The organism is Janthinobacterium kochi (assembly GCF_051380715.1).
GTDB lineage: Bacteria > Pseudomonadota > Gammaproteobacteria > Burkholderiales > Burkholderiaceae_D > Janthinobacterium.
Map to the genome: position 1 here is coordinate 45,469 of NZ_JBNYXO010000021.1, position 12,198 is coordinate 57,666.

A 12,198-nucleotide genomic window follows, 5' to 3' on the forward strand; every position below is an offset into this window, starting at 1 on the left:
TGGGAATTACGTTTCCTCGCGCACGATTGCAACAGAGTAAAACTGAAAAGAAAGAAATTATGCTAGCAACGGACTCCGCACTGGTGCTCTTTAGCGGTGGACAAGATTCCACCACCTGCCTGGCCTGGGCCTTGAAACACTATAGCCGCGTGGAAACCATCGGCTTTGATTACGGCCAGCGGCATGCAATCGAACTGACGGTGCGTCCCGGCGTGCTCGAGCAGATACGCCAGCAGTCGCCCGAGTGGGACAGCCGCCTGGGCCAGGATCACATGATAGACCTGTCTTTGATTTCCGCCATTTCCGATACGGCCATGACGCAGAACGTCGAGATCGTCATGCAGGAAAACGGCTTGCCGAACACCTTCGTGCCTGGGCGCAACTTGCTGTTCATGACAGTGGCCGCCACCGTGGCGTATCGCCGCGGCCTGACGGTGCTCGTGGGTGGCATGTGCGAGACGGATTTTTCCGGCTACCCGGATTGCCGCGACGACACGATGAAGGCCCTGCAAGTGGCCCTGAACCTGGGCATGAACACGCGTTTGAAACTGGAAACGCCCCTGATGTGGCTGGACAAGGCGCAAAGCTGGGACCTGGCGGAAGACCTGGGCGGCCAACCGCTGGTCGACCTGATACGTAGCGGTACGCACACCTGCTATCTGGGTGAGCGGGGCGAGCTGCACGACTGGGGCTATGGCTGCGGCACTTGCCCCGCCTGCGCCCTGCGCGCCAATGGCTACCAGCAATACGCTGCGCGCAAGGCGGCCAAGTAAACAACAGATTGCGCCGTTTCTTCAAGCGGCGCGGCAGGAGTGCAAGCCATGCTGTGGTTTTTGCCACAGGAGCACCTTGCCATGAAATCCCTCTTTGCCGCGCTGTACGGCCCCGTCTTCTGGGCCGGCTTCATCGGCGCCGCCAGTTACCTGATGGCGGTGTGCCACTATTCTCTCTGGGTCTTGCCGCCCTTGCTGCTGCTGGCCCTGCTCACTTCTTTTCTTGCCGAACGCTATTTGCCGTATGACGGCGCGTGGAACCACGATTACGGCGATGGTTGGCGCGACAGCCTGCACGCACTCGTCAACGAAGCACTGTATCTGCTGGGGCTGGCTGCTTTTCCCCTGCTGGCAGGACACCTGGCGCTGGGGCCGTTCTGGCCCGGCCAGTTGCCGTTCTGGGGGCAATTGCTGCTGGCGATCCTCATCGCCGACTGCGGCATCACGCTCGTGCATTACCTGAGCCACCGCTATTATTTCCTGTGGAAGCTGCACGCCGTGCACCACAGCGTGCAGCGCCTGTACGGTTTTAATGGCTGGATGAAGCACCCGCTGCACCTGCTGCTGGAAGCGGCGGGCGGCATGCTGCCCTTGTTGCTGCTGGGCATACCGGAGCGTGTCATGGCCGTGCTGGCGTTTGCCGTGGCGATCCAGTTGTTGCTGCAGCACGCGAATGTCGACATGCGCATGGGGCCGCTGCGTCACGTGTTTGCCTGGGCGCCCCTGCACCGTTTTCACCACATGAAATACGGCACGGCCGGCGACGTGAATTTCGGCCTGTTCTTTACTTGCTGGGATCGCTTGCTGGGCACCGCCTTCGATGCACCCGGCTACCGCATGCGGGGCGAGGACCTGGGCATCGGCAGCCGTCCCGATTACCCGCTCGCGTATGGGGCACAACTGCTGGAACCGTTCCGCGCGGAAGAGGGCGTGCGCGCGCCCGAGCTGCCGGCCGGCTTGAAGCAGGCACTCAATCGAGCAGCCTCACGTTGAGCTGGCGCAAACTGCGGTCGGCGCGCACGCCGAACAGGCTGCGCATGGTGCGCGAAAAATGCGCGGCATCGGCAAAGCCGGCGCCGTGGGCCGCATCCGTCAGGGTGCTGCCGAGCAAAATATAGCGGATGGCCAGGCGCAAGCGGCGCCACAGCACGAGGCGCCGCACGGGCAAGCCCAGCTGGGCGTTGAACAGGCGTTCCAGCTGGCTCAGCGACAAATGCGCCGCCTCGGCCACGGTGGCCGCGCTGACCTTGCCCGACAGCAGCGCATCGACCTGGTCCAGCGCGCGCTGCACGCGTGCGTCGGCCAGGATTTCCCGTGGCTGTGCCTGCAGCGCGGCGGCCAGGCTGTCCAGGCTGGGCGCGCCTGCGCTGCCGGCCGCCGCCAGCAAGGCCGGCCCGCCCAGGCGTTGCGGTTCCGCATAGATGGTCAGCATGGGGGCTGGCGCGCTCAGGATGGCGTGCGGGTGCAGGCTCTCGATCAGCAAGTGCCGCGCCGTGTAGACGATGCCGTCGAGCTCTGCCGTGAAGGGCGCACCCGTGCTCAACATCAGCTGGTGCGCGTAATGGGCGTGGCTGTCCGTGGCGCCTACTGCGCCATGCAGGATGGCAAAGTCCGGCGCCAGCCATAAGCTTCCCTGCCAGCGGTCGTCGTGCAAGCGATGCTCCTGTGTCTGCAATCGCCAGTACTGTACAGCAGCGCGCTCAGGCCAGCTGGCTTTGCTGCGCCAACTGGCGCGCCAGCCACATGGCCAGCAGCGCGCAGACGATGCCGAGCGTGAAACTGCCGCCATAGCCGGCGCTGGCCGCCACGCCCGTCAAGGTGGACGAGGTGAGGATTTCGCCGCCGTCGCGCATGCTTTGCACGGCCGTCATGTCCGTGCCCGCCTGGCCGCTCTGACGGGCAAACTGCATCGCCATGGTCAGCATCGATACCGACGCGCAGCCGGCGCCAAAGCAGCCCAGCGCCGTCGCCAGCCAGACCAGGCTGGACGGCAGGGGCGCGGGCATGGCAGCGAGCCACAGCCACAGGCCGGCAGCGGCCGCCGAGGCGCACAGGCCCAGCAGGAAGATGCGCTGCGGGCCATGGCGGCCGATCAGCCAGGCGCCACCGCCGCAGCCCAGCAGCACGGTGATCATGCCGCCGGCCATGCCCACCTTGCCGACCTCTTCCAGTGGCCAGCCGGCGTCGACCAGCAGCAGTTTCGACAGGCCATAGCCGGCCACGGCCGTCATCGACGATAAAAAGGCGATGCCCAGCAGCGCCGGCGCACCGGGGCGGCGAATAAAACCGCGCAAGCTGGCCTGGCGCGGCGCCGATACCGGAGCCGGGACCAGGACCGATGCGGGCAGCGCGGCCACGAGTGGATTTTCGCGCCACAGCACGACGAGCGCCAGGCTGGCGGTGCTGATCACCGCCAGCGCCAGCAGCGCCACGCCTTGGCCGAACATGCCCGACAGCATCAATACCCCGGAGCCGCCCGTGAAAAATCCCACCATGGTGCCGCCCACCTGCAAGGCATTGGCGCGGCCCAGCGCGGCGCCCTCGAAGCGTTCGGCCAGCAGGCCGTCGGTGGCGATGTCCTGCGTGGCGCTGGCCAGCGAACCGCAAGCGGCCAGGGCGACGATCAGCGGTGCGGTGGCGGCCGACAGCCCCAGCAGGGCTGCGCCCAGCAGGCAGGCGGTGGCCAGCGCCTGCATCGGCAGCAGCCAGCTGCGGCGCCGGCCCAACCGAGCATTCCAGCGGTTGTCGACCTGCGTCGCCCACAGAAATTTCAGGACCCATGGCAAGCCCACCAGCGGCAAAAAGGCCAGGGCGTCGAGTGGCGCGCCGTCGCGGCGCAGCATGGCCGGCAGCGCTTCCATGGCCAGGCCCAGCGGCACGCCCTGCGTGAAGTACAGGGCCGCCACCATCAGCCACAGGTGAGCCCGCTGCAGTGCCGGCCTCATGCGGCACCGCCCACTTTGCGGTGTTCGCTGCCGATGCTGGGCGTGATGAACAGCAGGCGTCCGGGGACGTGCACTTTCAGCCGGTGCCAGGTGCCGCGCGCCACGATGCAGGCTTGCCCCGCCTGCAAGGCGATGCGGCGTTGCGCGCCGTCATCCGCTTGCAGCACCAGTTCGATGCTGCCTTCGAGCAGGCACAGGGTTTCATCGCCGCGCGGGTGGCGTTCCCAATGGTCGCCGTGCACGGACTGGGCGTCGCTGACGTGCTTGACGCCGATGATCCAGTCGGCGCGGCTCTTGCCGCGCGCATGGTAGGGGATGGCCAGGGCCAGCGCATCGGCGTGCAAGGCCAGCAGGTGGCCGTCGAGCGGGAAAAGGGTGAAGTTGTCGTCGTTCATGGGGGCCTCAATACTGGGCGCGCAGGGACAGCATCACGCTGCGCGGCTCGCCATAGCGGTTGTTCCAGGCCGTGCCGGACAGGCTCTGGTAATAGTGTTTGTCGAACAGGTTGTTGACATTGAGCGCGGCCGTGAAATGGCGGTCGATGCGCCAGCCCAGGCGGGCATTGGCCAGCGCATAGCCGCCCTGGCGCAGCGTCACGCCGCCCGAGGTAACGCTGTACCGGCTTTGCGCCTGTACGCCCAGTCCGGCGCTCAGGCGGCGTCCGGCCCACGGCAGGGTGGCGTTGGCCCACGCGCGCAGGATGTGGGCGGGCGCGAAGCTGGCAAACGGCTGGCCCTGCGATTCGGCGTCCTTCAGGTAGCGCGTCGTGTTGTAGCTGTAGCCGGCGGACAGGTTCAGCTCGGGCGTCAGCTGGCCGTTCGCTTCCGCTTCCAGGCCCCGGCTTTGCACTTCGCCGCCGGCGATGTAATAGCAGACGTTGCCCGCGCAAGGGAAATTCGGGTCTTCCTGGGCCCGCTTGTTCTGGCGGATCTGGTACACGGCCAGGGAAACGTCGAGCTTGCCATTCGCCAGCGCGCCCTTGATCCCAGCTTCCAGGTTGTTGCCCGTCACGGGATCGAGCGTCTTGCCGTCGACGGTGGTCTGGCTTTGCGGCTGGAACACTTGCGTGTAGCTGCCATAGCCGGACCATTGCGGCGACAGGGCGTAGACCAGGCCGCCGTACGGCGTCAGCTGGGTGTCCGGTTCCACGCGCGCCGTGCGCGTTTCCTGTTTCCAGCGGCTCAGGCGCGTGCCGGCGATGGCCGTCAGCGCGTCGCTCACCTGGAAGCGCCCCATGGCGTAGGCGCCCCACTGGCTGACCTTGGTCGGTCCGCGCGAGGCATACGCGCTGGTGGCCGGTTCTGCCAGCGCGTAAGGGTTCCAGTGGAAGACGTCAAAGGTTCCCTTCGGCGGCGGCAGGAAGCTGGCCGAGAACTGCTCGCTGGACGTGTGCTGGACGTTGGTGCCCAGCAACAACTCGTGCTGGCGTCCGCCCAGGCGGAAGGGGCCGCTGGCGTAGGCATCCACACTGTTCTGGCCATTGTCGAAGCGGTAGGCGGCGCCCATCACGCTGGAGGACGGGTGCCGGTCGCGGCGCGCGGCGCCATACGCGCCTGCGTATTTCAGGAAGGAGTCGCCGGACAGGTGATTCGCTTGCACCCTGGCTTGCCAGCCGTTGGCAAAATGCTGTTCCAGGCTGGCGAAGACGCGCTGGGTATCCCAGTCGAACTGGTCCCAGGCCGCATCGAGATAGGTCGAGCGGGGCAAGCCGAGGTCGCCGCCGTCCGCATAGCGCGGCACGCCTGCCATGTTGGTGATCGACCGGATGCGCTGTTTCTGCGCACCGACGCTGAGCGTACTGCCCGGCGCCAGGTCCAGCTCGGCCACGCCATACAGGTTGCTGCTGTTCTGCTGCGCCACGTCATAGAAAAATCCCCGTTCCTCGTGCGTGGCGACGACGCGCGCGCGCAGCGTGGCGGCGGCGTTCAGGGGGCCGCCGATGTCGGCTTCACCCCGGCGGCGGTCCCAGCTGCCGCCCGCCAGCGCGCCCTGCGCGGCGAAGGTCTTTTGCGGCCGCTTGGCCACCAGGTTGACGGTGGCGGCAGGGTTGCCGCTGCCATGCAGCAAGCCGTTGGCGCCGCGCAGGATTTCCACGCGTTCCAGCATCGCCATGTCTTGCTGCGGACTGGCCATGTTGCCCATCAGCACGGGCACGCCATCCTGTTCGAAGGAATCGATCTTGAAGCCGCGCGCATAGTAGGCCGTGGTCAGCAGCTGGAACGGCTGCACGGTGGTGCCCGTCGCTTGTTGCAGCACGTCGTCGAGCGTCTGCAGGTTTTGTTCCTGCATGCGTTCCTGGCTGATGATACTCAGCGACTGCGGCGTTTCCTTCAGCGAAGCGCCCGTCTTGCCCATGCTGGCGCCCGCTTCGCGCGTGGCCGTGACGGCGATGACGGGCAGGCTGGCCTCAGGTGCCGGCGCCTCGGCCGCCTGCGCCAGGTGGCTGCAGCCGAAGGCGGCCAGGACGTGCAGGGTATGCCGGGGCCAGCGGACGCCGCGTGGGGGGAGTGGAAACATTGCCATGAAAAACCGGACCTTTCGTATTGAGAATCAATCTCAATATGGTAAAGAAGGGTATCTTCAGGGCGTTAAGGATTGCCGCTGTTTTCCTGGCGATTGCGCGTATTGCGTCAGGCGCAGCGCAGGTCGCTGGGGGAAACGCCATAGCGCAGGCGGAACACCTTGCTGAAATGCGAATCCGTGTAGCCGCAGGCGTGCGCCGCGTCGGCTACGCTGATGTTGCCGGACGCGAGCATGCGGTAGGCCAGTTCCAGGCGCTGCTGGCGCACGTAGGCGAAGACGCTGGTGCCGAACTGCTGGCGAAAGCCCTTGCTCAGGGTGCTGGCGTTGGTGCCGGCCAGACGCGCCAGTTCCGGCAAGGTCGGCGGTGCGTGCAGCCGCTGCAGCAAGATGTCGCGCGCCTGCTGCAGGCAGCGCAGCTGGCGCGTGCCGGGCGCCGTCTCTGCCGGGGCGCCGGTGCTGGCCAGGCCGTTCATCACGGCGGCCGTCAGTTCCAGCGCCTTGCCAGACAAATACAGCTGGCGCAGCGGCCCGGTCAGCGGGCACAGCATAATTTGCCGGCCCAGCGCCTGCAAGGCCTTGCAGGCGCGTCCATTTGCCGTTGCCATGGCTTGCCGCGTGGCCGGGGCGATGCGCCGCGCCAGCGACCCCAGCTCGGTGCCGAAGGTGTCGTGCAAGGCCTCCATCGGCATGCGCACACTCAGGTACTGTAGCGGTTGCCGTGCAGCGTAGCGGTGGCTGACGGAAAATGGCGTGTCGCTCAGGCTGATGTGAAAGGCCGGACCTTCGACATTCACGGCGCCGCCGCTTTGCAATTGATAATCGAGCTGGCCACCCAGGACCAGCACCAGTTTCAGCCCTGGCTCATTGTGTTCGATGCTGTGCGCCGGCGCCGGAAAAGACAGGGTGCCCGCACTGAGTTCCAGCCTTGGTGTGGCCAGCGGTAGTTGCCAGGAAGTGTCATGGAGGGAGGGCGGCTGGGAGGGCATCGTCGGGGCGTGGAGGAAGAGCGGGATGGTAATTATAAATGAGAATCATTATCAGTTGCGATGGGGCCGACTTTGTGCTCGGAAAACTCAGTTGCAGTCTCGCAATTTGTAGTCTTTTTAATACAATATTCAGCATTGCAAGGGCGCTCGCTGTAACGTACTATCGTTTTCATCGAATACCGATGGTAATCGTGCAGCCCGCTGCCAGTCATGTTGCTGGTCGTGTAGCGGTTGGATAACTGTTCTGCTTTTCCGCCTGTCATGCCTACACACGCGTCTACGTCGTGGTTTGCTCGGTCAGTGTCGCACTGGGTGGGACCGCGCGTGCTGGCCGCGCTGGTGCTGGCGATGTGCCTGGGACTGACGTATGGCGCCTGGCGCAATGCCCACGACGCCAGCGAACAGCAGGTGCAGGCCGATTTTGACTTCCGCGTGCGCCAACTGATGGGCAACATCGTCGTCCGCATGCAGACCTACATCCAGGTGCTGCACGGTGTGCAGGGACTGTATGCCAGTTCGCAAGGCGTCACGCGTAGCGAATTGCATGCCTATCTGGCGGTGCAGCAGGTGGACCGGCACTTCCCCGGCATCCAGGGCATCGGCTACCTGCCGCTGTTGCCCGGTGCCGGGCTGGCGCGGCACGAAGCGAGCGTGCGCGCGGAGGGCTATCCCGGCTATGCCGTGCGTCCGCCGGGCCAGCGGGCCTGGCATGCGCCCATCACTTATCTGGAACCTTTAAGCGAAAGCAACCTGCTGGCGTTCGGCTATGACATCTGGTCCGAACCCGTGCGCCGCGCCGCGCTCGAACAGGCGCGCGACACGGGCCAGGCCGCCATGACGGGCAAGATCCACCTGCTGCAAGATGGTGGCAGCGCCCAGACGCATGGTTTCCTGGTCGTGCTGCCCGTGTATGACAATGGCTTGCCGCATGCCAGCGTGGAGCAGCGGCGTGCCGCCTTGCGCGCCTGGGTATTTGCGCCATTCCGCATGGGCGACCTGATGGCGGGCGTGGGCGGCGAGGGGGCGCGCCAGCTGGACCTGGAAATCTATGATGGCGCGCAACTGACCGAGGCGGCCCTGATGTACGACAGCTTGCCGGGCACGCAGTCGTCTGCCGCCTCGGACAGCCTGCTGTCGCAGCAGGCGATCAGCATCGCCGGCCATGCCTGGACCTTGCGCGTGCGCACCATGCCGGGTTTCGATGGCGAACTGCTGGCGCGGCCCCGCCTGGTGGCCTTGACTGGCGTGTTGGCCAGCGTCGTGCTGGCGCTGGCGGCCTGGCTGCTGGCGGCGGGCCGCACCCGCGCCCAGGCGGCGCTGGCGCGCTCGAGCGAGCTGACCGGTCAGCTGGAGCAGGGCCAGGCGAGCGTGCTGGCGATGGCCGAGGCAGCGCAGCGCAGCCAGGCCATGCTGCGCAGCATCCTCGATTCGACCATCGACGGCATTCTGGTCGACAACATCGATGGCCACATCTTCACCTCGAACCGGCGCTTCCGCGACCTGTGGCAAGTGCCCGATGCGCTCGACTGGCAAGCCGATGGCGCGGCGCTGGTGCGCCATGTGCAAAGCCAGCTGGAGCAGGCGGCGCCTTTCCTGGGGGCACGCGCCCACGCGCCGCACGGCCACCGCGAACGGCGCGATGTGCTGCACCTGCGCGATGGACGGGTGGTCGAGCAATATGTGCGCAGCATGCAGCTGGGCAACGAACAGGCGCGCTTGTGGACCTTCCGCGATATCAGCGAGCGCAGCCAGATGGAGCGGCGCGAGCACACACGGCGCCAGGTGCTGGAAATGCTGGCCACGGGCGCGCCGCTGGAACGGGTGCTGGAAAGTGTGGTGCTGAGCGTGCAAGCCGACCATCCTGCCATGCTGTGCAGCATCTTGCTGCTCGATGAAAGCCGCCACCGCCTGGTGTTGGGCGCGGCGCCGAGCTTGCCCGCATTTTTCAACCTGTCCAGCCATGGCCATGACCTCGACACCCTGCAGGGCGTGCATGGCATCGCCGCGCAAGCGCTGCGCGACGGCCAGCGCGTAATCGTGGGCGACTTGCATGCCGCTGCCAATGTGCAAGAGACGATGGAACTTGCGTGGCGAGCTCAGCTGCAATCGTGCTGGGCCGAGCCCGTGCGTGGCGGCTCGGGCAAGCTGCTTGGCGTGCTGATGGCGTATCACCGCCAGCCCACCTTACCGGGCGCGGCGCATCTGGCACGCCTGAGCGAGGCGGCGCACCTGGCCGGCATGGCCATCGAACAGGCACAGGTGGCGCTGGCCCTGCGCGCCGGCGAAGCGCGTTTCCGCAGCCTGTACGACCATGCGCCCGTGGCCCTGTGGGAACAGGACTGGTCGGCCGTGCGCGCCGCGCTCGATGCGCTTGAGCAAGCGGGCGTGCACGACCTGGGCACCTACTTCCAGGCCAATCCAGACGCGCTGCAGCAGTTGGCGGGGCTGGTGCGCATCATCGATGCGAACGGCGCCGCACTGGCGCAGGTGCGTGCCAACGAGGACGACCAGCGCCGCGGCGCGCTGGGCCTGGCACAGAATTTCGATGACAGCGCCTTGCCCCGTTTCGGCGATGCGCTGCTGGCGCTGGCTGGTGGCGCCCACCTGTACGAGTGCGAGAGCAGCTTCGTGCGTCTCGATGGTGCGGCGCGCCAAAATGAATTGAGCTTGCTGGTGATGCCCGGCCATGCGGACAGCCTGGACTTTGTCATGGTGTCTTCGCTCGATATCACCGAGCGCAAGCGCATGAACGCGGAATTGCTGCAGCTGGCCACTACCGATTTTTTGACCGGCTTGCCGAACCGGCGCCACTTCATGGCGGCGCTGGAAAACGAGCATGCACGGCTGCAGCGCGAACTGGCCAGTTGCGCCAGCGTGCTGATGCTCGACATCGATCACTTCAAGCGCGTCAACGACGAGTATGGCCACGCGGTGGGCGATACCGTGCTGCGGCACCTGGGCGCGCTGATGTGCCAGGCGCTGCGCAAGGTCGACGTACCGGGCCGCGTGGGCGGCGAGGAATTCGCCATCTTGCTGCCGGGCACCGACCTGGCGGCGGCGGCCGTGTTTGCCGAACGGTTGCGCCGGCGCGTGGCGGAAAGTTCGCTGACCACCGATGGCGGCATCCTGATCACCATCACGGTGAGCATCGGCATGGCCGCCATGGCCGGTACCGATGCCGATTCCGAAGCCGTGCTGGCACGCGCCGACGAGGCGCTGTATCGGGCCAAGCGGGGCGGGCGCAACCGCATCGAACAGAATGACGGCGCTAGCGACGGCGTGCTCAGCAAGTTCATGGCGCAGTGATTACAGGCTGTGCTGACGCGCTTGCGCCTGCTTGTGCTTGCGGCTGACGATCAACCAGACGATGGCGATGGGTATCAGCAGCGGCAGCAGCACGGGCGTGCTCAGCGCCAGCGCCAGTACCACGCACAAGGCCACCACGGCGATCAGTACCACGCCCACGCCGGCAAGTACTACGCCTGTAACGACGGCGGCGCACACCAGCGCAATGGCGGCGATCAGCAAGCCGCCGCCGGCAAACACCAGGCCGAACAGCCACTCCAGCGGCCCATCGATATCGTCGCCGTGGAACTGCATGTGCATGTCGCTGGCGCCGATCTTGTCGAGGAACAGGCAGGCGAGCATGACGATGAGGACGAAGGTGAGTAATTTTTTCATGATGGGCCTCTGTGGATGGGTGACTGGGTATTGCATGGTCACACTGTAGCGGCGCGCGGAAGGCGCTGCCAGCGGCGTGCGACAGGCGGTCAATATCGCGGTATGGAAGGCGCTGGCGGGCAGAAAACGCTGATGTAGAACAAGATTTCTTTTCTTGTAATGTGCGCAAGCCGTCCTATACTGAATACCTCAGTCTCGCAAGGAGGGCAACATGCTTTTGTTTGCAGATACCGGGGATCAATCGCTATCCCCTTCTGGTCATCACATCACGCGCCAGCGTAGCGCCACGCAGTCCTGCGCCGAACCCGTCGGCGCGCCATCGGCGATACCGCCGATCATCATCAATCCCTTTAATTACCATGCGCCACTGCCAGCCATCGACCCGCGCTGGGTGCCGCCCGGTCCACCGCTGACCTGGCCCAGCCGGCCTGCCATGTCCATGGACTGATCGCTGCCGTGGCGGCAGGCTGGCTCGTGCCGTGTGACGTGCCGTCGCGCTTGCGGCAAGGCGGCACGGGAGGGCGTTTTCGACTATCATGCTAGCCCCGACCTTCCATCACGAGCACCGCCATGAGTACCGATTTCCCCGACTTTTCCGACGAAGCAGCCGAGCAAGACAATGACGCCCCGATCCAGGAGCCGCGCCTGTGGGTAGGCAATGGATGGACGGCGCGCGTGATCAAGAACGAGGAAGATGAAGGCTGGGCCGTGGCCATGATCAAGGATGGCGAGCCGGAGCCGGCCTTGGTGGGCCCGTGGACGATGGGCCGCGACAAGAAAAACCCGAAGCCGCTCGACGTCAATGCGTTTAATACGCTGGTCAAAACTGCCTCGGAAGTGCTGCGCCGCCACGAGCAGCAACTGCATGCGCAATTGCACAAGAACCTGTTTATCGCCACCGACGAGGGGCAAATCAAGGTGATGTTCGACATCGTGCCCGATGAAGACCACCCGTACGCGGAACTGAGCGCCTATGACGCCGATGGCGAGCAGATCGCCAAGGTGCGCACCTCGGCCGCCTTCAAGTTCAATGCGACATCCGCGGCGAACTGGATCGAAGGCGGCTACCGCAAGCCATGACCAGGTAGGTCGGATTAGCGGGGCTTTGCTCCGCGTAATCCGACACCACCAGCAGCGTTAACAATGTGTCGGATTACGCATGCCCTTCGGTCACGCTAATCCGACCTTGTATTATTCCCTTCATGCCGTTCGTGATATTTCGAACGGTATCGACCGCTGTCAAAATCTTGGTAGGCATATCAAGACCGGGTAACTGGATGCCGTATCCGC

Annotated in this window: 11 protein-coding genes; 5 read left to right on the plus strand and 6 right to left on the minus strand. The window is 65.6% G+C overall.

What is annotated here, in order from left to right:
* Positions 1-59 precede the first annotated feature (59 nt).
* Together queC and ACQ4WL_RS26415 are read left to right on the plus strand one after the other, a co-directional pair.
* A complete protein-coding gene (gene queC / locus ACQ4WL_RS26410) occupies positions 60-773 on the plus strand; it encodes a 7-cyano-7-deazaguanine synthase QueC (RefSeq protein WP_436512534.1) in 714 nt (237 codons plus the stop codon).
* Between the two features lie 81 nt (positions 774-854).
* Complete coding sequence (locus tag ACQ4WL_RS26415) at positions 855-1,766, plus strand: sterol desaturase family protein (RefSeq protein WP_436512536.1); 912 nt, start codon at positions 855-857, stop codon at positions 1,764-1,766.
* On the opposite strand, the gene ACQ4WL_RS26420 is transcribed toward ACQ4WL_RS26415, so the two are convergent.
* From ACQ4WL_RS26420 to ACQ4WL_RS26440, 5 genes are all read right to left on the minus strand, one after another.
* Positions 1,744-2,427: a helix-turn-helix domain-containing protein gene (locus tag ACQ4WL_RS26420; protein WP_436512538.1), complete on the minus strand. Its 684-nt coding sequence runs from the start codon at positions 2,425-2,427 to the stop codon at positions 1,744-1,746. The genes ACQ4WL_RS26415 and ACQ4WL_RS26420 overlap by 23 nt on opposite strands.
* A 46-nt stretch (positions 2,428-2,473) precedes the next feature.
* Positions 2,474-3,718, minus strand: coding sequence for a RhtX/FptX family siderophore transporter (locus ACQ4WL_RS26425; protein WP_436512540.1), 1,245 nt, complete (start codon positions 3,716-3,718; stop codon positions 2,474-2,476).
* The gene (locus ACQ4WL_RS26430; RefSeq protein WP_436512542.1) at positions 3,715-4,113 is read right to left on the minus strand and encodes a cupin domain-containing protein; all 399 of its coding nucleotides are present in this window, start codon (positions 4,111-4,113) and stop codon (positions 3,715-3,717) included. Before ACQ4WL_RS26430 ends, ACQ4WL_RS26425 begins: the two co-directional genes overlap by 4 nt.
* Before the next feature lie 7 nt (positions 4,114-4,120).
* Positions 4,121-6,235, minus strand: a complete 2,115-nt coding sequence (locus tag ACQ4WL_RS26435; protein WP_436512544.1) for a TonB-dependent siderophore receptor — start codon at positions 6,233-6,235, stop codon at positions 4,121-4,123.
* Positions 6,236-6,348: 113 nt separating this feature from the next.
* Positions 6,349-7,227 (minus strand): helix-turn-helix transcriptional regulator, encoded by an 879-nt coding sequence (locus ACQ4WL_RS26440; RefSeq protein ID WP_436512546.1) that lies wholly within the window; start codon positions 7,225-7,227, stop codon positions 6,349-6,351.
* 261 nt (positions 7,228-7,488) lie between these two features.
* Between ACQ4WL_RS26440 and ACQ4WL_RS26445 the strand changes: the two genes are divergently transcribed.
* Positions 7,489-10,533, plus strand: coding sequence for a sensor domain-containing diguanylate cyclase (locus tag ACQ4WL_RS26445; RefSeq protein ID WP_436512548.1), 3,045 nt, complete (start codon positions 7,489-7,491; stop codon positions 10,531-10,533).
* On the opposite strand, the gene ACQ4WL_RS26450 is transcribed toward ACQ4WL_RS26445, so the two are convergent.
* Positions 10,534-10,908 (minus strand): hypothetical protein, encoded by a 375-nt coding sequence (locus ACQ4WL_RS26450; protein ID WP_436512550.1) that lies wholly within the window; start codon positions 10,906-10,908, stop codon positions 10,534-10,536.
* 211 nt (positions 10,909-11,119) lie between these two features.
* Between ACQ4WL_RS26450 and ACQ4WL_RS26455 the strand changes: the two genes are divergently transcribed.
* Both ACQ4WL_RS26455 and ACQ4WL_RS26460 read left to right on the plus strand, forming a co-directional pair.
* Complete coding sequence (locus tag ACQ4WL_RS26455) at positions 11,120-11,356, plus strand: hypothetical protein (protein WP_436512552.1); 237 nt, start codon at positions 11,120-11,122, stop codon at positions 11,354-11,356.
* A 122-nt stretch (positions 11,357-11,478) separates the two neighbouring features.
* The gene (locus ACQ4WL_RS26460; RefSeq protein ID WP_436512554.1) at positions 11,479-11,988 is read left to right on the plus strand and encodes a hypothetical protein; all 510 of its coding nucleotides are present in this window, start codon (positions 11,479-11,481) and stop codon (positions 11,986-11,988) included.
* Positions 11,989-12,198 lie beyond the last annotated feature (210 nt).

Bases quoted from the DNA above. Each gene is read 5' to 3' on its own strand.
- ACQ4WL_RS26415 (WP_436512536.1), top strand. From the start codon at position 855: ATGAAATCCCTCTTTGCCGCGCTGTACGGCCCCGTCTTCTGGGCCGGC.
- ACQ4WL_RS26445 (WP_436512548.1), top strand. From the start codon at position 7,489: ATGCCTACACACGCGTCTACGTCGTGGTTTGCTCGGTCAGTGTCGCAC.
- queC (WP_436512534.1), top strand. From the start codon at position 60: ATGCTAGCAACGGACTCCGCACTGGTGCTCTTTAGCGGTGGACAAGAT.
- ACQ4WL_RS26460 (WP_436512554.1), top strand. From the start codon at position 11,479: ATGAGTACCGATTTCCCCGACTTTTCCGACGAAGCAGCCGAGCAAGAC.
- ACQ4WL_RS26435 (WP_436512544.1), bottom strand. From the start codon at position 6,235: ATGTTTCCACTCCCCCCACGCGGCGTCCGCTGGCCCCGGCATACCCTG.
- ACQ4WL_RS26430 (WP_436512542.1), bottom strand. From the start codon at position 4,113: ATGAACGACGACAACTTCACCCTTTTCCCGCTCGACGGCCACCTGCTG.
- ACQ4WL_RS26425 (WP_436512540.1), bottom strand. From the start codon at position 3,718: ATGAGGCCGGCACTGCAGCGGGCTCACCTGTGGCTGATGGTGGCGGCC.
- ACQ4WL_RS26450 (WP_436512550.1), bottom strand. From the start codon at position 10,908: ATGAAAAAATTACTCACCTTCGTCCTCATCGTCATGCTCGCCTGCCTG.
- ACQ4WL_RS26455 (WP_436512552.1), top strand. From the start codon at position 11,120: ATGCTTTTGTTTGCAGATACCGGGGATCAATCGCTATCCCCTTCTGGT.
- ACQ4WL_RS26440 (WP_436512546.1), bottom strand. From the start codon at position 7,227: ATGCCCTCCCAGCCGCCCTCCCTCCATGACACTTCCTGGCAACTACCG.